Source organism: Microbispora sp. CL1-1, from assembly GCF_012034195.1.
GTDB lineage: Bacteria > Actinomycetota > Actinomycetes > Streptosporangiales > Streptosporangiaceae > Microbispora.
Map to the genome: position 1 here is coordinate 189,421 of NZ_JAATEK010000009.1, position 20,430 is coordinate 209,850.

General features: G+C 69.8%; 21 protein-coding genes. 5 read left to right on the forward strand and 16 right to left on the reverse strand.

What is annotated here, in order from left to right; all coding sequences use genetic code 11:
- Positions 1–48: 48 nt before the first annotated feature.
- The 5 genes from HCK04_RS14155 to HCK04_RS14175 are packed head-to-tail and all read right to left on the reverse strand — an operon-like array spanning position 49 to position 5,396.
- Positions 49–1,122 (reverse strand): ABC transporter ATP-binding protein, encoded by a 1,074-nt coding sequence (locus HCK04_RS14155; protein ID WP_142647718.1) that lies wholly within the window; start codon positions 1,120–1,122, stop codon positions 49–51.
- Positions 1,122–2,189, reverse strand: a complete 1,068-nt coding sequence (locus HCK04_RS14160) for an ATP-binding cassette domain-containing protein (RefSeq protein ID WP_142647720.1) — start codon at positions 2,187–2,189, stop codon at positions 1,122–1,124. Before HCK04_RS14160 ends, HCK04_RS14155 begins: the two co-directional genes overlap by 1 nt.
- On the reverse strand, positions 2,189–3,100 hold the full coding sequence (locus HCK04_RS14165) for a carbohydrate ABC transporter permease (protein ID WP_142647722.1): 912 nt from the start codon (positions 3,098–3,100) through the stop codon (positions 2,189–2,191). Before HCK04_RS14165 ends, HCK04_RS14160 begins: the two co-directional genes overlap by 1 nt.
- Positions 3,100–4,050 (reverse strand): sugar ABC transporter permease, encoded by a 951-nt coding sequence (locus HCK04_RS14170; RefSeq protein ID WP_142647724.1) that lies wholly within the window; start codon positions 4,048–4,050, stop codon positions 3,100–3,102. Before HCK04_RS14170 ends, HCK04_RS14165 begins: the two co-directional genes overlap by 1 nt.
- A complete protein-coding gene (locus tag HCK04_RS14175) occupies positions 4,047–5,396 on the reverse strand; it encodes an extracellular solute-binding protein (RefSeq protein ID WP_205830223.1) in 1,350 nt (449 codons plus the stop codon). Before HCK04_RS14175 ends, HCK04_RS14170 begins: the two co-directional genes overlap by 4 nt.
- A gap of 461 nt (positions 5,397–5,857) precedes the next feature.
- Here HCK04_RS14175 and HCK04_RS14180 point away from each other — a divergent pair, with 461 nt between their 5' ends.
- The 3 genes from HCK04_RS14180 to HCK04_RS14190 all read left to right on the forward strand — a co-directional run bounded on the left by HCK04_RS14180 (position 5,858) and on the right by HCK04_RS14190 (position 8,100).
- On the forward strand, positions 5,858–6,592 hold the full coding sequence (locus HCK04_RS14180; protein WP_142647728.1) for a GntR family transcriptional regulator: 735 nt from the start codon (positions 5,858–5,860) through the stop codon (positions 6,590–6,592).
- Between the two features lie 96 nt (positions 6,593–6,688).
- Entirely contained in the window at positions 6,689–7,258 is a 570-nt protein-coding gene (locus HCK04_RS14185; RefSeq protein WP_142647730.1) for a DJ-1/PfpI family protein, read from the forward strand.
- Between the two features lie 20 nt (positions 7,259–7,278).
- Entirely contained in the window at positions 7,279–8,100 is an 822-nt protein-coding gene (locus HCK04_RS14190; RefSeq protein WP_142647732.1) for an alpha/beta fold hydrolase, read from the forward strand.
- A gap of 334 nt (positions 8,101–8,434) precedes the next feature.
- Here the strand turns inward: HCK04_RS14190 and HCK04_RS14195 are convergent, their stop codons facing one another.
- Together HCK04_RS14195 and HCK04_RS14200 are read right to left on the reverse strand one after the other, a co-directional pair.
- A complete protein-coding gene (locus HCK04_RS14195) occupies positions 8,435–8,581 on the reverse strand; it encodes a hypothetical protein (RefSeq protein ID WP_240971394.1) in 147 nt (48 codons plus the stop codon).
- 102 nt (positions 8,582–8,683) lie between these two features.
- The gene (locus HCK04_RS14200; RefSeq protein ID WP_142647734.1) at positions 8,684–9,247 is read right to left on the reverse strand and encodes a TetR/AcrR family transcriptional regulator; all 564 of its coding nucleotides are present in this window, start codon (positions 9,245–9,247) and stop codon (positions 8,684–8,686) included.
- A 126-nt stretch (positions 9,248–9,373) separates the two neighbouring features.
- Here HCK04_RS14200 and HCK04_RS14205 point away from each other — a divergent pair, with 126 nt between their 5' ends.
- Both HCK04_RS14205 and HCK04_RS14210 read left to right on the forward strand, forming a co-directional pair.
- Positions 9,374–10,297: an NmrA/HSCARG family protein gene (locus HCK04_RS14205; RefSeq protein WP_142647736.1), complete on the forward strand. Its 924-nt coding sequence runs from the start codon at positions 9,374–9,376 to the stop codon at positions 10,295–10,297.
- Between the two features lie 205 nt (positions 10,298–10,502).
- Positions 10,503–11,039 (forward strand): DUF4396 domain-containing protein, encoded by a 537-nt coding sequence (locus tag HCK04_RS14210; RefSeq protein WP_142647738.1) that lies wholly within the window; start codon positions 10,503–10,505, stop codon positions 11,037–11,039.
- Positions 11,040–11,093: 54 nt separating this feature from the next.
- On the opposite strand, the gene HCK04_RS43580 is transcribed toward HCK04_RS14210, so the two are convergent.
- From HCK04_RS43580 to trxA, 9 genes are all read right to left on the reverse strand, one after another.
- Positions 11,094–11,612, reverse strand: a complete 519-nt coding sequence (locus HCK04_RS43580; protein ID WP_142647740.1) for a phosphate-starvation-inducible PsiE family protein — start codon at positions 11,610–11,612, stop codon at positions 11,094–11,096.
- The gene (locus tag HCK04_RS14220) at positions 11,609–13,777 is read right to left on the reverse strand and encodes a glycogen debranching N-terminal domain-containing protein (RefSeq protein WP_142647741.1); all 2,169 of its coding nucleotides are present in this window, start codon (positions 13,775–13,777) and stop codon (positions 11,609–11,611) included. Before HCK04_RS14220 ends, HCK04_RS43580 begins: the two co-directional genes overlap by 4 nt.
- 242 nt (positions 13,778–14,019) lie before the next feature.
- Positions 14,020–15,930 carry an amino acid transporter gene (locus HCK04_RS14225; protein ID WP_142647743.1) on the reverse strand — a complete coding sequence of 637 codons (1,911 nt, stop codon included), beginning with the start codon at positions 15,928–15,930 and terminating at the stop codon, positions 14,020–14,022.
- A 27-nt stretch (positions 15,931–15,957) separates the two neighbouring features.
- A complete protein-coding gene (locus tag HCK04_RS14230; protein WP_142621515.1) occupies positions 15,958–16,155 on the reverse strand; it encodes a hypothetical protein in 198 nt (65 codons plus the stop codon).
- 3 nt (positions 16,156–16,158) lie between these two features.
- The gene (locus tag HCK04_RS14235; protein ID WP_205830224.1) at positions 16,159–16,626 is read right to left on the reverse strand and encodes an ester cyclase; all 468 of its coding nucleotides are present in this window, start codon (positions 16,624–16,626) and stop codon (positions 16,159–16,161) included.
- 58 nt (positions 16,627–16,684) lie between these two features.
- Positions 16,685–17,836: a glutathione-independent formaldehyde dehydrogenase gene (locus HCK04_RS14240; protein ID WP_142647745.1), complete on the reverse strand. Its 1,152-nt coding sequence runs from the start codon at positions 17,834–17,836 to the stop codon at positions 16,685–16,687.
- Between the two features lie 13 nt (positions 17,837–17,849).
- On the reverse strand, positions 17,850–18,302 hold the full coding sequence (locus tag HCK04_RS14245) for a DUF1931 family protein (protein WP_142647747.1): 453 nt from the start codon (positions 18,300–18,302) through the stop codon (positions 17,850–17,852).
- 29 nt (positions 18,303–18,331) lie between these two features.
- Positions 18,332–20,002, reverse strand: coding sequence for a cyclic nucleotide-binding domain-containing thioredoxin-disulfide reductase (locus tag HCK04_RS14250; protein WP_142647749.1), 1,671 nt, complete (start codon positions 20,000–20,002; stop codon positions 18,332–18,334).
- Positions 19,986–20,429 carry a thioredoxin gene (gene trxA / locus HCK04_RS14255; RefSeq protein WP_142647750.1) on the reverse strand — a complete coding sequence of 148 codons (444 nt, stop codon included), beginning with the start codon at positions 20,427–20,429 and terminating at the stop codon, positions 19,986–19,988. The genes HCK04_RS14250 and trxA overlap by 17 nt, the downstream gene beginning before the upstream one ends.
- Between the last annotated feature and the right edge of the window lies 1 nt (position 20,430).

Below are 20,430 nucleotides of genomic sequence, written 5' to 3' on the forward strand. Positions count from 1 at the left end.
CTGTGATGTTCTTGGTGATGTCCGGCGTGACCTCGCCGCCCTGTGTGTTCATCTCCCGGCATCGGACAACGACAGCCCGGTGTCCGCGTCGAACAGGTGCGCCCGGTCCAGGTCGACCGTGACCTGCAGCCGCTCGCCCGGCACACCCGTGACTGTCGGTCGTGCCTTGACCTTGAGGATCTCCGTCCCCACGCGGACGTCGACCACCGTCCGGTCGCCGAGCGGCTCAAGCCCGTAGAGCTCCCCCGGCAGCGACGCGTCCCCGCGCTGCTCGATGGACACGTTCTCCGCGCGCAGGCCCAGCAGCAGCGGACGGCCGTCCTCGGCCATGGCCCAGCGAGGCCGCGGCAGCGTCCAGCTCTCACCGACCAGGCGGTCTCCCTCGGCGCGGCAGGCGAGCAGGCTGATATGCGGGCTCCCGACGAATCCCGCGACCCACTGGTTGGCCGGACGCTCGTACACCTCGGCCGGCGTTCCGACCTGTTGCACCTTCCCCTCTTTGAGGACCGCGACCTGGTCGGCCATCGACAGGGCCTCGACCTGGTCGTTGGTCACGTAGATGAAGGTCGCTCCGAGGCTCCGGTGGATGCGGGTGAGCTCGGTGCGCATCTCGACGCGGAGCTTGAGGTCGAGGTTCGTCAGCGGCTCGTCCATGAGGAACGCGCGCGGGCTGCGGACCAGCGCCCGCGCCAGGGCGACACGCTGCATCTCACCGCCCGACATCTGCGCGGGACGACGCTGCAGCAGCCGTTCGATGTGCAGCAGGCTCGACATCCGCTCGACGGCGGCCGCGATCTCGCTCGAAGAACAGCGGCGTGCCCGCAGCGGCGAGGCGATGTTCTCGTACGCCGTGAGTTTCGGGTAGAGGGCGTAGCTCTGGAACACCATGGCCAGGTCGCGGTCGGCCGGGGCGTCGCCGGTCGCGTCCCTCCCGTCCAGGTGCACCGAGCCGGCATCGAGCTTCTCGAGGCCGGCGATCGCCCGCAGGGTCGTCGTCTTGCCCGCCCCGGAGGGGCCGAGCACGACGAAGAACGAGCCGTCCGGCACGTCCAGCGTCACCTCGTCCAGTGCCTGGACCTTGCCGAAGGACTTGCGCAGCCCGTGCGCTGCCACGGTTCCCATCAGGCCACCAGCTCTTCCGTGCTCACGTCGTAGACCGGCGGGGGCCCGCCGGTGTGCCGCAGACCGACCGGTGCGTCGGCGGCGAAACGGACAGTCGGCGGCATCCGGACCCGCACCTCGTGCTCACCGCCGTGGTCGACCACGTAGATGATCTCGTCGCCCAGCCACTCGGCCGAGATCACGCGGGCCGGGGCCGAACCCTCCGCCCCCGGTTCCGTGACTTCCAGCGCCTCCGGCCGTACGCCTGCGACCAGGCGGCGGTCGCGCGGCAGGCCCGGCGGCGGCGTGAGGACCAGCCCGCCCTTACTGCGCAGCTTCCCGTCGGCGATCTCCACCTCGATCAGGTTCATCGGCGGTGAGCCGATGAACGCGGCGCAGAACAGGCTCGCCGGGCGGTCGTAGACCTCCAGCGGTGTGCCGATCTGCTCGACGCGGCCCTTGTTGAGGATGGCGATCCTGTGGCCGAGCGACATCGCCTCGACCTGGTCGTGGGTGACGTAGACCATCGTCGTCCCCAGCTCCCCCTGGAGGTGCTTGATCTCCGTGCGCATGTCCGCCCTCAGCTCCGCGTCCAGGTTGGTGAGGGGTTCGTCCATGAGGAACGCGCGCGGTCGCCGCACCAGGGCGCGAGCGAGCGCGACGCGCTGCTGCTCACCGCCGGACAGCCGGTGCGGTCGCCGGTCCAGGAGCGGGCCGAGCCGCATCAGCCGGGCGGCCTCGTCGACCCGCTCGCGCACCTCCGCCTTGGGCAGTCCCTCGGCCCGCAGCGGGAACGCCAGGTTGTCGCGGGTCCTCAGGTGCGGATAGAGAGCGTAGAACTGGAACACCATGGCGATGTCGCGCTCGGCGGGCGGCAGGTCGTTGACCAGCGTGTCGCCGATGCGGATGTCGCCCGTCGTCTGCCTCTCCAGGCCGGCGATGGCCCGCAGCGTCGTCGTCTTGCCGCACCCCGAAGGGCCGAGCATCACGAACAGCTCGCCGTCGCCGATGGACAGGTCCACGTGCTCGACCGCGACGGTCCCGTCCGGATACCGCTTGTGCAGGGCGGTCACCTCGATGCCCGCCATCAGCGTCGCACCGCCCCGAGCGTCACACCGGCGACGAGGTGCTTGCGCACCAGGTAGGCGAAGATGAGCACCGGCAGGGCGAACACCACGGAGGAGGCGGCCACGAGACCCCAGTCCACGGTGGTCCCGCCGATGAGGCCGGCGATGGCGGGCGGGGCCGTACGCACACTGTCGCTGGAGGTGAGGAAGATGGCGAACACGAACTCGTTCCACGAGAAGATGAGTGCGAACACCGCCGTCGCGGCGATGCCGGGCAGCAGCAGCGGAAGGGTGAACCGCCGGAACGCCTGCAGGCGGGTGTAGCCGTCGAGCATGGCGGCGTCCTCGTACTCCGCGGGCACCTCGTCGACGAACCCCTTCATCATCCAGACCGTGAACGGGACGTTGAACGCGGCGTAGATGAGGATCAGGCCCAGTTTGGAGTCGATGAGCCCGACCTGGCGGTACATGAGGAAGATCGGGATCACGACCACCACGGGCGGCATGAAGCGGGTGGACAGGATGAAGAACAGCTGGTCCTTCTTGGCCTTCACGGCGAAGCGCGAGTAGGCCCAGGCCGCCGGGACCCCCAGCACGGTGGCCAGCGCCGTGGAGACCCCGGCGACCACGACGGAGTTGAGGAACGCGACGGACAAGGTCGAACGGCCGCCGCCGGAGGCGACGAACACGTCCTTGAAATGGTCGAGGGTGACCGTGAAACCGAAGAACTTCGCCGGGATGGCGTAGACGTCCCGGTTCTCCTTGATGGACGTCTCGACCATCCACAGCACCGGAAAGAGCATCACGACGGCCAGCACGGCCAGCAGCGCGACCTCCAGCACCGAGCGGCCGCGAAGGCCGAAGCGGCGCGCGGGGGGCGTCTCATCCCGGACAGGACTCGTGGACACGGCCTCGTCGACGGACACGGCCATCAGTCCTCCTTGAGCTTGTTCAAGTAGCGCAGATAGAGCTGCGTAAGGACGATGACGACGAGGACCATGAGGATCCCGTACGCCGATGCGGTTCCGGTGTTGAAGCCCAGGAACGCGACCTTGTAGACGTGGAACGACAACGTCTCGGTGGAGACCCCCGGCCCTCCGCTGGTGAGGATGTAGACGAGGTCGAACAGCCGGAACGCCTCGATGGCCCTGAACAGCACGGCGATGAGGAGCAGCGGCCACACCAGCGGAAGAGTGATGGTGCGGAACCGGAACCACTCGGACGCCCGGTCGATCGAGGCGGCCTCGTACAGGTACTTCGGGACCGCGGTGAGGCCCGCGAGCGCGATGAGCATGATGAACGGCGTCCACTGCCAGGTGTCGACCACGATCAGCGAGAACAACGCCGTCTGCTGCCGGGTGAGCCACTCCACCTGCCCCAGGCCGAGCGAGCCGAGCATGCTGTTGATCACGCCGAACTGCGCGTCGAGCATGAACCGCCAGAACAGCCCGACCACGACCGGCGACAGCATCATCGGAACCAGGAACAGCGTGGTCAGCAGCCCTCGCCCGTGCGTACGCCGCGAGATCAGATAGGCGATGGTGAAGCCCAGCACGGTCTGCAGGGCGACGGCGCCGATCACGTAGATCAGCGTCGTCAGGGCCCTCAGGTGGACCTGCGCCGAAGCCAGGATGGCGGTGTAGTTCTCGAGCCCGACGAAATTGGCCGGCCCCCCGCGGGTGGCCGAGTAGTCGGTGAACGACAGGTACAACGCCCACAGCAACGGAAACACCGACATCGCGAGCAACAGCAGCAGCGCCGGGGAGATGAAGACCACGGCGAGCCATCGGTCGCTCAGGCGGCGGGACCGGCCCCGGGCCGGCGGCGTCGCGGACGCCGCCTGCCCGGGGTGGTCGGTCGTCAGGGAGGCGGAGTCACTCACAGCCCGCCGCCGCCCTTACGGTTGCTGGAGTCGAGCACGCTCTGCTGCTGCTTCGCGATGTCGTCGAGCGCCTCCTTCGGGCTCTTCGCGCCGTTGAGAGCCGCGTTCACGTTGGTGTTCTCGATGTCGACGAGACGCGCGTACTCGGGCACGTTCCACATGTCCCGCATCCGCGGAACCGAGTCGGCGTACACCTTGTTGAACGGCCCGGCGTTGAGGAACTCGGGCGACTCGAGGGCGTCCGTACGCGCGGGCACGCCACCGGCGGCGGCCCACTTCTTCTGGATGTCGGCCTGCTCGAACCACTTCATGAAGTTCAGCGCCTCCGCCTGCTTCTCTTCCGAGGAGTAGGCCGACACGTGCATCCCCATGCCGCCGAGAGGCACCAGGTTCGTCTTCTGGGTCGGCAGGGTGGCGAAGCCCAGCTTCTCGAGGATCTCCTCCCGCGTGCTGCCGAGCGTCGACTCCTTCGGGTCGAGCAGGGCGCCGCTCGCGGCGATCCAGTTGAACGCGATGCACGCCTTGCCCTGGGCGACCGCCGCGTTCACCTCGTCGATGAACCAGTTGCCGGAGCCCTTGGCGGTCAGCGGCTTCATCTTGTTGACCAGGACGTCCATCGCCTCCTGGCCCGCGGCGTCGTTGAGGACGCCGTCGATCTTGCGCGTCTTGGCGTCCCAGAGGTTGCCGCCGTAGACGCCGTTGACCGTGTTGTAGGTGACGGCCGCGGCGTCGGAGCCGTTGGCCTGGTGGAAGGCCAGGCCGCTGACGCCGGGGTTGTCCGCCTGGCACTTCTCGGCGACCGAGATCATCTCGTCCCAGGTCTGCGGCGGCTTGTCGCCGATCAGGTCCTTGCGATAGATCATCGTCCAGGTGTCGCCGAGCAGCGGCAGTCCGTACAGGCTGGCGTTCTCGTCGCGCTTGCCGGTCTCCGCCTGGGGGAACTGGCCGTAGGCCGCCAGGAGATACGGGTTGTAGGCGTTGACGTCGATGTTCTTCTTGACGAAGTCGGTGATGTCGAGGATGTTGCCGTTCGTCACGGCCTCGCCGATGTGCTGCGAGTCCAGGATCGGGATATCGAAGTCGGTCTTGTGCGCCGCGAACTGGGTGAACATGGCGTCGTGCCAGTTCGCGTTCGGCACGGTGTTGACCTTGATGGTCACGTTCGGCCGCACCTTGGTGTACTCCGCGTTCGCGAAGTCCTCCAGCGCGTGAGCGGGGGGCCAGTCGAACCAGATGAAGCTGAGGGTCAGCGGGTCCTTGGTGAGCTCGGGGATGGTCGCCGGCGCCTTGGGGGCGCTGCTATCCGTGCCGCCGCCGCAGGCCACCGCGGTCGTGACCATCAACATGGCCGCCGCTGCCAGCCGTGCCCTTCGACCGGGAACCGACAGTCGTCCTATTCGATGTGGATACCGCATCCTTGCCTGCTTTCTGGGTGGGGGGCTTTGGAGCCTTGCTGCGTGCTTCGCCGAGCAGTTGGGGGGTGTTGAGGCGTGTTACCGGCTGTCGCAGGGGCTGACCCGCAGACAGGGGCGTCACGAGTACGCCACGACGCAGTGGAGCTCCAGGCAGGCGCGAAGTCCTTCGGGCCGTGCGGGGCCCGGCGGCGAATCGAATAGGACGTCGAACATGCTCATGAGGAGCTCCAACTGGTCGAAGCGGAGCGATGGCGGACGATTCCGCGATTTGTGGGGGATGGCCAGCATCCGCCCCCTTTCCTATACGATCCGATTGGGGGCGTCAACATCCCGCAGCGTTGCGACCGATGTCAACAGGTTCCCGAAGAGATAAGAAAGGACCTCGTGTCACGATGGACGACGAAGCGATGATCGCGCGGCGCGGTGGGACCCTGACGGCCGGAACGCCGCCGAGAAGATCCCGCGGCCGGCTCGCCGACGAGGTGTACGACACGCTGCTCGGACAGCTGATGTCACTACGGATCGAGCCCGGTTCCCGCGTCACCATCGATGCCCTGGCACGAGAGCTGGGCGTCTCGCAGACGCCGATCCGAGACGCTCTCAACCGCATGGAGTCCGAGGGCCTGGTCGTGCGCGTTCCCCATGCCGGCTATCGCATTCCCCCCCAGATCACCCGTCACCGATTCGAGGAGATGCTCGAGCTCCGCCTGCTTCTCGAACCGGCGGCGGCGCGCAGATCCGCGGAACGGGCGTCGTTGGAGCAGGTGGACGGCCTGCGGCGGATGCTTGAGGAGATGGCGGAGCTGGAGGGGGGCAGCGGGCGCATGGCGTACGGCGCCTTCGGGCTGCGCGACGCCGCCTTCCACGATCTCGTCGCCCTGAGCGGGGAGAACCAGGCCATCCGCGAAGCGCTCGCCCGCCTGCACACCCACGTGCACCTGTTCCGGCTTCTCCACGACACCCAGGTCACCCACCTGGCCATGGCCGAGCACGAGGAGGTCGTGGCCGCGATCGCCGCGCGCGACCCCGACGCCGCCGCCTACGCGATGCGCCGGCACATCCTGCGGTCGGGCGAGCGATTCCGGCGATTGTTCGATGAGGTCAAGGACGCGGACGAATCGCGGTAAAGGCTTGACGGGCGGGCCAGGCCGAGGAATGCTGGCGAAATCGGATCGGATCGGATTGGATCCGTCTCCCCCCGCCCCAGTTTCGAGGAGAAGCAGGTGCCCAGAGCGCTGCTCCTAGCCGGCGATGCCGCCGAGGAGCTCGACACCATGTATCCCTACTACCGCGTACAGGAGGGCGGCTGGGACGTCGACGTCTCGTCACGGACGAAGCGTGACATCCAGCTGGTCATCCACGAGTTCGACCCGAACTCCGACGCCTACGTGGAGAAGAACGGCCGGAAGCTGCCGGTCGACGTGACCTGGGCCGAGGTCGACGTCGAGCGCTATGACGCCCTCATCATCCCCGGAGGACGCGCCCCCGAGTGGATCCGGGTCGACCCCGACGTCAGGCGCATCACCGAGCACTTCTTCGCACGCAACCTCCCCATCGCGCTGGTGTGCCACGGCGCGCAGGTGCCGGCCGTGTACGGGCTGCTGAAGGGCCGGAAGACGGCGTGCTTCCCACCCATCACCGGTGACATGGAGAACGCCGGCGCGACGGTCATCGACGCTCCGGACGTCGTCGACGGCAACCTCGTCTCCTGCCGCGGCTGGCCCGACATGCCGCAGTTCGGCAAGGTGATGATGGAGGTCTTCTCGAAGTCCATCGACTCCGCGTCGGCATGAGCACACGTGAGGTGCCGACTGTGACGGAACTTCGGACCGTCACAGTCGGCGGCTCCCCCGTCCACGTCATGGACACCGGCACCGGTCCCGCGGTGCTGATGCTGCACGGCTCCGGACCCGGCACGACCGGATCCGGGGCCTGGGCGGCGACGGCACAGGCGCTGGGCGCGTCCTGGCGCCTCGTGGCCCCCGACCAGGCGGGGTTCGGCCGCACACCGATGCCGCCGGGCTCCCGGGGCGGGCTCCGGCTGTGGACGGAGCAGGCCGCGGGCCTGATGGACGCTCTCGGTGTCGAGCACTACGCCGTGGTGGGCCACTCCATGGGCGGTGCCGTGGCGCTGGCGTTGGCGGCCGTGCGTCCCCGGCAGGTCACCCATGTCGTGGCGGTCTCGACGATGGGCGCCCCCGGGGCGCCGCTGTCCCCCGACCTCGACGCGCTCTGGGCCGCCCCCGCCGGCCCTGCCGGGGCGCGAGACATGCTGAGCCGTCTCTTCTTCGACCAGGCGCTCGTGACCGAGTCGGCCGTCGCCGCCCGTGCGGAAGCGATGCTGGAGGGCGCGGCCGCGTACGCGTCGCTGTTCCCTCCACCCAGGGCACGCTGGGCCGACGACCTCACCCTCTCGGCGCCAACGCTTGCAGGGATCCGCGCGCCCGTGCTGCTCGTCCACGGCGCCGAGGACCGGGTCACCCCGCTCGGAACGGCGGCCCTGCCCCTGCTCGAACACCTGGCCGACGTCCGTCTGCACGTGTTCGGCCGATGCGGGCACGTGCCCGCGATCGAGCACCCGCACGAGTTCAGGCGGCTCCTGTCGTGCTTCCTCGGCCGGGAACGAGTGCACTGATCGCTGCGCCGGGCCCGCAGCCCGTGCTCAAGCGGACCGGCATGCAGCAGGCGTGTTCCGCGCGGAAGCGATGCCCTCCCCCAGGCCCGAGCCATGACGAGGCAGTGGCCGACGTCATCGGCCGACATGGTCCTATCGGCATCCGCGTGAACCACGCCGGGCGCAGTCACGCCGGTGCCGCGGAGGAAACCGGCGGCGCCGGCACCCCGCTCGGCCGCGTCGGCACCGCCGAGGAGGCCGCGCCGCCGCGGCGCTGTTCTGCATGGCCGACAACTACGTCACCGGCCAGATCATCACCGTCGACGGCGGCGAGAGCCTGGTCTGAGCCCGCCCGTCAGTGCAGCGTGGGGCGGTAGACGAGCTCCTGGATGCGGCCGTCGAGCGTCCGGCTCTCCAGCAGCTCCAGAGCGAAGTCCGCCGCGCCCGCGAAGACCGGGGCCTCTCCGTACGCCCCGTGATCATCAGCATGCGGGTCACCCACGCGTCGTGCACGTCGGCGTCCTCGCCGGCCTCGGCCAGGATCCGTACGAACTCGCGGAACTTCCCGAGCGCCGGCGCCGCTCCGGATGTCAGTTCCGCGATGTCAGCGCTGCGGGCTCAGGCCTGCCACGGCCAGCGTGAACAGGCGCTCGGCCGCCGCCCTGGGATCGGGGTGGTGCTCGGTGGCCAGCGCGATGCCGACCACCAGCGTGACCAGGTCGGCGACGGTGACCTCGCTGGACACCGCTCCGTCTCGGACCGCCCGGCACAGCAGCGGCTCGCCTGCCTCCTCCATGCGGGCCGAGCAGGCGTTCTGGTGCGCCGCCTCGGCCTCGGCGTCGTAGGTGAGGACGTCGGCGAGCCCGCGGGCGCTCACGCAGTAGGCCAGCAGGTCGCCCAGCCACTCCAGCAGGGCGGCGCGGCCGTCGTCCGTGCCGGCCAGCTCGCCGGCGCGCTCGCACAGGGTGTCGACGCGCTGGTGGGAGACCGCCTCCAGCAGGGCGCGGCGGGTCGGGAAGTGGCGGCGCACGGTGGCCGAGCCGACCCCGGCGACGCGGGCGATCTGCTCCAGCGAGGCGTTCGCGCCATGGGCGGCGACCTCCTGCTCGGCCACGGCGAGGATGCGCGCGTAGTTGCGCCGGGCGTCCGCGCGCTGGCGCTCGGGCATGGCGTCATCACCCCATCGATAAGTGGCGGACCCCGCCGATTCGGCTTGCTAAACGGCGGGGGCCGCCATATCGTACCGCGAAGATAAGCGGCGGACCCCGCCGTTTTCGTTCGGCAGAGGAGAGTCATGCCCACATCCACCGCACCCGTCCTGGTCACCGGCGTCACCGGCAGGCAAGGCGGCGCCACCGCCCGCGCCCTGCTCGCCGCCGGGGTCCCCGTCCGCGCCCTCGTCCGCAACCCTGACTCCGAACCCGCCAGAGCCATCCAGGCGGCCGGCGCCGAACTGGTCACCGGCGACCTGCTCGACCGCGGCTCCCTGGACCGCGCCGCCGAGGGCGCCCGCGCCGTCTTCTCCGTGCAGATGGCGCCCTTCACCGGGACCGGCTTCGACTTCGACGCCGAGGTGAGAATGGGCGTCAACCTCATCGAGGCCGCCAGGGCGGCCGGCGTCCCGCAGTTCGTGCACACCTCGGTCAGCGGCGCGGGCCGGCAGGAGGAGATCCCCGGCTGGAACGAAGGTCGCTGGAGCGCCCTGGAGCCTCCGCTCACCGCCAAGACCGCCATCCAGGACCGGCTCCGCACAGCCGGCTTCCCCCGCTGGACGCTGCTCAAGCCGTCCTTCTTCATGATCAACTTCCTGCCGTCCATGCGCTTTCTGTTCCCGCGCGGCATCGAGGGCGGCCTGGCCAGCCTGATCAAGCCGGACACCCGCGTCCCGCTCATCGACACCGAGGACGTCGGCGTCGCGGCCGCGGCCGCCATCACCGACCCCGACCGCTTCCACGAGGTCGAGCTGGAGCTGGCCGGCGACTTCCTGTCCATGAAGGAGATCGCCGCAGTCCTGTCGCGCGCGCTGGGCGTCCCGCTGGAGGCGCCCGACATGACGCTCGAGCAGGCCAAGGCCGCAGGGATGCCGGACATGGGGATCGCACACGCGTACATGAACGTCCGGACCCAGCCCGCCCGGCCGGAATTCGCCCGCGATCTGGGCCTTCCCGTGACGAGCTTCCAGGAGTGGGCCGAACGCAACCTCAGCCCCACCGCCTGAACACAACCTCAGCCCCACCGCCCGGCACACCACGGCGCCGCGGCGTTCGCAACCGTTCTCATGGTCGCGCATGCCGGTTTCGTCGAAGGCGGCCGGGCCCGCTTCGGCGGACATCGCCCGCTCGGCACCGCACTCGCGGGATACCCCTAGGGGGTATTAGTTTCGGACGAGCAAACGAGGTCCACCTACATGTGTCGGAGCCGTCATGAGCGAGCACCACCACCACAACCAGATGGAGCATGAGCACGGGGAGCACCCGCCGACCATGGACCATGCGGCCCGTTCACATCACGGCGCCGGAACGAAGGCATCCTGGCGGACGGCCGCGTCCGCGACGCTGCACTGCCTGACCGGGTGCGCCATCGGCGAAGTGCTCGGCTTGGTGATTTCCACCGCGCTCGGCCGGACCACCGGCCCGTCCGTCGCCGTGGCCGTCGTGCTCGCCTTCTTCTTCGGCTATCTGCTGACCCTGCTGCCCCTCCGTAAGGCCGGAGTGGGCTGGGGCAGCGCGATCAAGCTGGCGCTGGCGGCCGATACCGTCTCCATCATCGTCATGGAGATCGTGGACAACGGCGTCATGATCGCCATCCCGGGCGCCATGGCCGCCACTTTGACGTCCGCGCTGTTCTGGGGCAGCCTGGCGCTCTCCCTGCTCGTCGCCTTCCTGGTCACCACGCCGATCAACAAGTGGATAATCGGCAGGGGCAAGGGACACGCCGTCGTCCACGCCTACCATCACTGAGCCGCGGCCGGCAGATCCTCTCGGCAAGCCGGCCGCTCGGCGACCGGGCGCGGGTCAGGGCCGCCGCTGGATTCTCGACTGTGACCACCGCGCCAGTGCCAGTGCGGCGGTGAGCAGGAAGGCCACCCCCGCGTAGACCGCCATCTCGGTGAACTGCTCCCGGCTCTCGGCCGCCGTCATCGACACGGTGAGCCGCACGACCACCGACATGATGTGCCGTACGACGGCGATGATGCCGACGATGATGAACGGCTCGAGCCGCAGCCGGCCGCCCTCCAGGTGGGTCAGGACGGTGGCGAAGATCTCCAGGACGATGAGCACGAGGAGGAGATCCTCGATGACGACGACGACCTTCTCCGTCCACCTCTCGCCGCCGCTCACCACCATGACGAACAACATGATCACTATGCCGCCCGCGATCGCCAGCAACGCCGCCGACACCACATAGAGGATCACGCGTTCGGCCGCGGCCAGCGCCTTCAGCAGCCGCACGTCCAGCTTCGTGCGCGCACCCCGGATGACCAGGGGGTGGTCCCCGTACCGCTGGTCCCGCGCGGGCGAGCCGTCGTTCACGGCTCGCCCGTGAACCGGTCGTGGTGGTCGGCGAGCGTGCCGTCCGATGGGCGGGGCTCGCAGCGCACCTCGATCTCGGGGGGCAGTCCGCTCACCTTGGTCTCGCCACTGCTCCACACCACGAGGTTGACCCGTCCACCGGCGAGCGGAAGCCCGGTGATCCTCAGCTCGCCGAACTTCTCCGGCAGCACCGGGGCCACCCACAGCCGGCCGTGCGGGATCCAGGGGTCGAAGCGCAGCAGCGCGCGCATGATCTGGACGGGGCTCGCCGCCGCCCACGCCTGGGGGGAGCACGACGTGGGATAGGGCACCGGGACGGGGAACTCCTTCCTGCCGAACCCGCAGAAGAGCTCGGGGAGCCGCCCGCCGAACGCCTCCGCAGCGTCCAGCAGGCCCATGGCCACCCGCTGCGCCTCGGCGACGAACCCGTAACGCATCAGGCCCGACACGATCAGGGCGTTGTCGTGCGGCCACACCGATCCGTTGTGGTAGCTCATCGGGTTGTAGGCGCCCATCGACGATGCGAGCGTGCGGACGCCGAACCCGGTGAACATCTCCTCCGACAGCAGGTGCCAGGCGACGTACTCCGCCTTGTCCTCGTCCACGATGCCGGTCCACAGGCAGTGGCCCATGTTGGAGGCCACGCTGTCGATGGGCCTGCCCTCGCGGTCCAGCCCGATCGCGTAACAGCCCCGCTCGGGAAGCCAGAAGAGCTCGTTGAACATGCGGCGGAGGGAGGACGCCTTGTCGAGGTAGCGGCGCTCGGTCTCGTGGTCGCCCGCCTCGTGCGCGAAGTGGCTGCGCGTGACGTAGGCGGCGTAGGCGTAGCCCTGTGCCTCCGCCAGGGCGATGGGCGCGCGGGCCAGGGTGCCGTCGGCGAAGTTCACCCCGTCGAAGGAGTCCTTCCAGCCCTGGTTGACCAGGCCCTTGTCGGTCTTGCGGCGATACCAGAGCAACCCCTCGATCGGGCCCGCGCGCTCGCCGTACTCCTCGATCCACGACAGCGCCGCGTCGGCGTGCGGCACGAGCTCCTCGACGGCCTCGCGATGGATGCCCCAGCGGTGCAGCTCGCCGAGGAGCACGACGTACAGCGGGGTGGCGTCGACCGAGCCGTAGTAGCAGGCGGCGCCGTGGGGGGAGACGCCCTGCCGCGCGCCGAACCGCAGCTCGTGCGGGATCTTCCCGGGCTCCTCCTCCGACAGCGGATCGATCTTCGTGCCCTGGAGCCGGGCCAGGCGGCGCAGCGTGCCGAGCGCCGGCGACTGGTCGAGCGGCAGCGCCATCCACGAGGTCAGCAGCGAGTCGCGGCCGAACAGCGTCATGAACCACGGCGCGCCGGCGGCTATCGTGGGCGGCTCGTCCGGGGACCCGGGCTCGTACAGCCGCAGCGACCCCAGGTCCTCCTTCGACCGCCGGAGCGTCATGGCCAGCACCGGATGGTCGGTGACCACGCACGGGCCGTGCCGCTGCCAGGCCGCCAGGCGCACGGCGGGCCTGGCGTGCTCGACGGGGTGACGCGTGGAGAACCACGCCTGCGACTCCTCGCCGTCGATGATCGGATTCACCTGGAGGGACGCCCTCCACTCCCCCCGGGCCGGTACGGCCACGCGGAAGCCGAGCAGCCCGGGAACGGCCAGCGCGTCGGCGGCCCTGATCACGGCGCCGCGTGCGCGGCTCGGCGAGTAGACCCGCAGGCTCGCCCCCTCGGGCACCAGCTCGACGTCGGGGACGTGCCGAACCCGGTTGATCTTCACCTCGAACAGGTCGGCGACGTCGGAGCCGATGTGGACGTCCACCACGCAGCCGGCCGGCTCGTCGGAGAGGTTGCGCAGCAGCAGGTCCTCCCGCAGGCCGCCCCCGACGTACCGGTCCCGCACCACCATCAGGGTGCTCTCCGCACGCCCCGGCCTCGGCTGCGTCCGGCCGAGGAACGTGGCGTGGTACGGCGCGCCCGCCAGCACCTGGAGCGGCTCGATCGGCGCGTCGTCCACCCGCAGCTCCCACCGGGACAGCAGCCGGGTGTCGGCGTGGTAGACGCCCTGCGGCCCGCCGGGCCGGATGTCGCCGTTCCAGGAGGAGACGCAGAACGAGCTCCCCTCGACAAGCGTCACGGTGCCGGCGCCCAGGGCGGCCGGCTGACCCTCGAACGTCCATGCGTCCGCCATACGATCCCTCCCCCGAACGGCGAACCTGCTGGAACCCTGCCGTCCCGGTCTCGGACCGCCACCGGGCAGGTCTCCCGGACCTCGGCGGGCGGGTGGCTCCGGCCCTCCCGCCTCGCCGGCTCGCGGGACTCGTGCTCGGCGACCTGCCGGATGGGTGCCGGGCCGGAGACAGAGCCCGCGGACGACGACATCGGGCAGCCGATACCCCCGTCCGAGTGGCGCAAACGCGCAGGCCGGTCGGCCTACCCGACGTGCACCCGGGGACGGCGTTCGGGATCGGGCTCGGCCTCCCGCAGGATCTCGCGGGTCATCGCCGGGACGTCGCCCACACCGAACACCAGATAACGGAGCATCGCGGCGACGGGGTTCTCCTCGGACCAGTGGAAGTAGATGTGCGGCAGCTTGAGGAAGCGGTTCCGGATGTAGAGCAGCAGGGCGGCCAGCGCGTTCGGGATCGAGGAGCTCTCCAGCCGGAGGATCCGGTGCCCGTGCCGCTCCTCGCCCCGGACGCTCAGCTCGGTCAGGAACTCCGACGCGTCCGGGACGGCGGCCTCCACGAACAGCACCGGCGTGGCCGGATCCAGCCGGTGGTTGCGCCACTGCTCGCGCAGCTTCTCCTCGTACTCCGCCCGGTCCCGCCGCTGCGGCTCGTTGGCGACCAGGTAGACCTCGTTGCCGGGCACCTCCCGGAGGAACCGCTCCGCCAGGGGGTCGAGGACCACGCGGGTGACCCGCAGCTCGGTGGACCGGGTCGCCCGGGAGATCAGCGAGGTGACCACGATGGCCGCGATGAAGAACGACGCGATCTTCACACCGTCCGGCCGCTCGATCACGTTCGCCACCAGCGTGTAGATCAGGACGAGGGTGATGGCCGCGTACGCCGCCGCCGCGCGCCTGCGGCGCCGGTGGGCCGAGACCGTGACCGCGACGGCCGCCGAGAGGATCAGCACGAGGACTCCGGTGGCGTACGCCCCGCCCTGCGCCGTCACGCTCGCCTGGAAGATCACGGTGATGGCGAACGCGACCGCCGTGAAGACCAGGACGAGCGGCCGGACCGCCCGCGTCCAGTCCGGGGCCATGCCATACCGGGGAAGGTAGCGGGGAACGAGGTTGAGCAGGCCCGCCATCGCGGAGGCGCCGGCGAACCACAGGATCGCGATCGTGCTCACGTCGTACAGCGTGCCGAACCCGTTCCCGAGGTAGGCGTGAGCCAGGTACGCCAGGGCCCGGCCGTCGGCCCTGCCGCCCTCCCGGAACTCCCGCGACGGGATCAGCACGCTCGTGACGAAGCTGCTGGCGATCAGGAAGACGCTCATGACCAGGGCCACCGTCGTCAGCAGCCTCTTGGCTCCCCTGATCCGTCCCGGCAGATCCCCCTTGATCAGCGGCATGACGGCCACCCCGGTCTCGAACCCGGACAGGCCGAGGGCGAGCTTGGGCATGACGAGCAGGGACAGCAGCACCATCGACGCCGGCCCGCCGTGCGAGGACAGCAGAGCCTGCTTCCAGCCGGCGAACAGGACGGGCCGGTCGGCGAGATGGAGCACGGCTGCCGTCACCACCACGACGTTGAGCGACAGGTAGACGCCCACGAGGACGACGGCGAGGCCGATCGCCTCGCTGAAGCCCATCAGGAACACGCCGCCGAGCAGCGCCAGCAGGCCGAGCGTCACGGCCATCTGGTGCCCTTGGAGGGCACGCGGCACGAAGGGGTTCTCCAGGATGTGCGCTGCCGCGTCGGCCGCCGACAGCGTCATCGTGATCACGAAATCGGTGGCCGCGAACCCGAGCAGCACCAGGACGAACAGCTTGCCCCACCACCTCGGAGCGAGCCGTTCGAGCATGGCGACCGAGCCCTGGCCGTACGGGCTCTCCACCGCCACCCGCCGGTAGACCGGCAGCGCGCCGAACAGCGTCAGCGCGACGAGGAACAACGTCGCGACGGGCGACAGCAGGCCCACCGCCAGCGCGGCGATCCCCGGCTGGTAGCCGAGGGTGGAGAAGTAGTCGAGACCGGTGAGGCACATGACCCGCCACCAGGCATGCCGCCTGTGCGGCGCCTCCATCACGTGGGGCCCGGCGGGCATCACGTCCTCGTGCTGAAGCCCCTCCAGGAGCCAGGAACGGACCCTGTCCCTGGTCCTGGTCGCCATGCCGCCCACGCTCGCCCTACCCCACTCCTAGATCTCCCTCCAACCGGCGCTGGAGTTCGCGCACACGAGCGCGTCGACGCGGTCGGCCAGGTACGCGTCGCGCTGGCCCGCGCTCATCTTGTCCCAGTCGGCCCGTGGAACCCGGATCTCCTCGCTGACGACGTCGTGCCTGCACTGGAAGAACAGCTCGACCGTCACCGTGTCGCCCATGTCGTCTGCCGGCATCGCTCACCCCTCCGCCCACCGCTCACGCGACGGCGGCCGCTCGTCGAAGACGAGGCGCCCGCCGAGCTGGCTGTAAAGCTCCAGCTGGTCGAAGTAGATGCGGTGACTGATGATCCTGTCGTTGCCCACCGAACAGGTGCTGGTGCCCCGGATGGCGACATGGCGGCCGGTTCGTTCCAGCACCTGGCCCCCGGGCAGCAGGAAGGGCCCGGCGTGGGTGCCGGTGAGCAGCCATTCGGTCACCGCCGGATCGGCGCACAGGACGGTGTGCCAGACCGTAATGCGCATGTCGGGGAAGCCCCTGAACAGATCTTCGTAGTAAGAGGCGATCTGCTCGTGTCCCTCCGCGACGCCCGCCGGGGTCACCAGGACCGCGTCCCGACTGTGACACTGGATCACCTCGTCCAGATCGTGCCTGTTGAAGGCGTCGTGCAGCCTTTGCTTGAGCCAGCGGGCGTCCGGCATGCGCATGGCGCGTCCCCCCTCACCGCCATGGCGGACCGCGAGGCCCGCGGCCGCGACGGGAGGGTCAGCCGATGCCGGCGGGATGCAGGACGACCTTGGTCCAGCCGGGATCCCTCCGGTCGAAGTGCTCGTAGCCGCCGGGCGCGTCGTCCAGATTCAGCTCGTGTGAGACGACCCACGACGGCCGGGCCTTCCCCTGGTGGATGAGGGTGCAGAGCTGCCGGTTGTAGTTCTTGACGTTGCACTGACCGTTGCCCATGGTCTGGCCCTTGAACCAGAACATCCCGTAGTCGAAGGCGATCTCGCCCTGCTTGTAGAGGTCGTCGGGGCTGCCGGGATCCGTGGGGATGTACACGCCCACGACCCCGATCGTCCCGGCGAACCTCACCGACTTGACGAGGTTGTTCAGCGTCATGTTGGGATGCTCGTGCCCCTGGGGGTCGTGCGCCTGGTAGCCCACGCACTCGCAGCCCCGGTCGGCGCCCCTGTCGTGCGTGAGCTCCATGACCTGGTCGACCGGCGATGCCTTGGAGTCGTCGATCGGGATCGCCCCGATCTCCTCGGCCTTGGCCAGCCGGTCCGGGTGGCGGTCCACGACCATCACCATGCCCGCGCTCTTGAACATCGCGGAGTAGGCGGCCATCAGGCCGACCGGCCCCGACCCGTAGATCACGACCGAGTCGCCGGCCTGCACACAGGCGAGCTGGGTCGCGTGCCAGCCGGTGGGCCAGATATCGGCCAGCATGACGTAGTCGGTCTGCCTCTCCCGCGCGTCGTCCGGCAGGACAAGGCAGTTGAAGTCGCCGAACGGCACGCGCAGCAGCTCGGCCTGGCCGCCGTTGTACGGGCCCATGTCCGCGAAGCCGTAAGCGGCCCCGTCAACCCCCGGCTCCGGGTTGGTGGTGAGGCAGAAGGCGGTCAGGCCGCTCTCGCAGTTGGCGCAGAAGCCGCACGCGACGTTGAACGGCACGCAGACCATGTCGCCGACGCGGACGCGTACCACTCCCGGCCCCACCTCGACCACCTCGCCGAGGTTCTCGTGGCCGAGGACACGGCCCGGCTCCAGGTCGGTCCGGCCTTCGTACATGTGCAGGTCCGACCCGCAGATGTTGCTCGTGGTGACGCGGACCAGAACATCGGTGGGCATCTCTATCCGCGCGTCCGGCACGTTCTTGACACCGACCTGCCGGGGTCCTTCGTATACGACTGCCTTCATGATGTCCTCGCTTCTAGAGAAGCAGCTCGAAAACGCGGATCACGCGTTCCCACTGCTCGGTCCTCGGATTCTTCAGGCCGGGATCGAGGATGGTGAACGTGCGCGCCAGCGCCAGCGACAGCCCGCCGGCGATCTCGGGCAGCCTTTTCGTCACCTCCTCGCCGATGGACAGGTCGAGCGGGGGCAACGCCGCGAGCTGCTCCAGGATCGGTTTCAGCTCGATGTCCTCGTCGAGGTCGCGGAACCGGTGGATGCTCTCCTGGAGGCCCTTGGTGATGGGCAGGTCCCAGGTCTCGATGATGTCCCGGACGTTCGCCTTCGCGTGGGCCTCGCCGATCACCAGCAGGTCGTACAGCTTCTGGTTCACGAAGTCGCTGTAGCGCCGGAGATCCTCCTTGTCGACGTCGAGGCCCGCCGCCTTCCTGAAGAACCGCTCGAACCTCGGCACCGCCATCACTTCTGCCATCGCCAGTCCCCTTCCTCCCCGCGTGGGCCTCAGCCCCTCAGCTGAAGGTGTTCGTGCACGAGGCGCACGGCCATCGCGCCCTCGCCGACGGCCGACGCGACCCGTTTGATCGACCCGTTCCGCACGTCGCCGGCCGCGAACACACCCGCTCTGCTGGTCTCCAGCGGGAACGGCCGGCCGGCGGAGTCGGGTACGCCCTTCCTGCCGGAGCGAGCGGCGTCCAGCCCGGTCAGGATGTATCCCCGGGAGTCGAGCGCGACCTCGTCGGCCAGCCACCGGCTGTACGGCTCCGCACCGATGAAGACGAACATCGCGCGGGCCTCGAGGGTGAACCGCTCCCCGGTCACGTTGTCCTCGGCGACGACCGCCTCGAGCGTCTGCTCCCCGACCAGCCGCCGGACCTGGGTGTTCAGCATCACCTGAATGCCGGGGTGTTGTTCGATCTCGACCGCCAGATAGCGGGACATGTTCCTGGTCAGCGCGTCGTCGCGTACGAGCAGGCGGACGGAGGCGACGTGCTGGGCGAGGAACAGTGCCGCCTGGCCGGCCGAGTTGCCCCCGCCCACGACGACGACCGGGTCCCGGCTGCACATCTGTGCCTCGAACGCGGTGGCCGCGTAGTAGACGCTGGTCGCCTCGAACCTCTCCAGGTCGGGCACGTCGAGTTTCCGGTACCGGACGCCCGTCGCTATGAGCAGCGCCCGCGTCTGGATCACCGCCCCTTCCTTCACGGTGACCACGTGATGGCCTTCCTGCTCTTGGAGCGTGCACGCCTCGGCCGGAATGGAGAACTGCGCGCCGAACTTGCGGGCCTGGATCTCCGCCCGCTCGGCCAGCTCGCCGCCGGAGAGCCCGGCGGGGAAGCCGAGGTAGTTCTCGATCCGCGACGAGGTGCCCGCCTGACCGCCCGTCGCCACGCTGTCGAGGACGATCGTCGTGAGGCCCTCCGAGGCGCCGTACACCGCCGCGGCCAGCCCCGCCGGACCGGCTCCGACGACGAGCAGGTCCCAGCCGCTCTCCCGCGGCGCGGGCGCCGGCAGGCCGATCAACTTGGCCAGCTCCGCGTTCGTCGGATTGCGCAGCACCTTCTCACCGCGCCAGATCACGAACGGGGTCTCCTGCGGAGTGAGACCCATCCGCTGCAGGAGGCTCTCGACGTCGGTGTCCTCTTCCAGGTCGATCCACCGGTGCGGCAGCCGGTTGCGGGCCGCGAACTCACGCAGCCGCCGGCAGTCCGGCGAGTAGCGGGAGCCGATGATGCGGAAGCCGGCCCCGAGCCCGATGAGCATCGAGCGGCGAATCAGGTAGGCGCGCAGGACGAGATCGCCCAGCGTCTCGTCCTCGGTGACCAACCGGCGGAGCTCCTCGGCGGGCACGGCGAGCGCCTCACCGTCCTCCGCCACCACGGCCGTGATGAAGCTGGCCTGGCCGGTGAGCACGTTGAGATCGCCCAGGAACCGGCCGGCCCCGTGGATGCCGATCACCTGATCGTCGAATCCGTATCCCTTGACCTCCGCGACCTTGCCTGCCAGGACGACCAAGAAGGCGACGCACGGGTCGCCCTCCGCGAACAGAACGTCCTCCCGGCGGGCCGACCGCCGCTCGCCGCAGGCGGACAGCGCCTGGATCTGCGCCTCGCTCAGCCGAGGGTAGGCCCCCTGCAGGTCGGGGGTCTCGACCAGCTCATCCGGCCAGCGCATCGCCGACCCACTCCCGCAACACGGGTGCCGGCGCCGCCCCGGCCCGCCGGGCCACGACCTTCCCCTGCTTCATCACAACGAGCGTCGGGACGGCCTGCACGCCGAAGCGCCGCGAGGTTTCCGGTGCCTCGTCGATGTTCACCTTCACCAGCTTGATCCGCCCGGCCAGCTCGGTGGCGACCTGGTGGAGCGCCGGGCTCACCATGCGGCATGGTCCGCACCAGGACGCCCAGAAGTCGACGACGACCGGAATCGGCGCCGCCTCGGCGACCTCGGCGAAGTCCTCGTCCCCCGCGTCAACCACCCAGGGCAGCGATTCGCGGCACTCGCCGCAGCGCGGGACTCCGGCACCCGCCCGCGGCACGCGGTTGTTGCGGCCGCAGTGCGGGCACCGGACGACGCTCGATTCCGCGACCTTCGGCGGCATC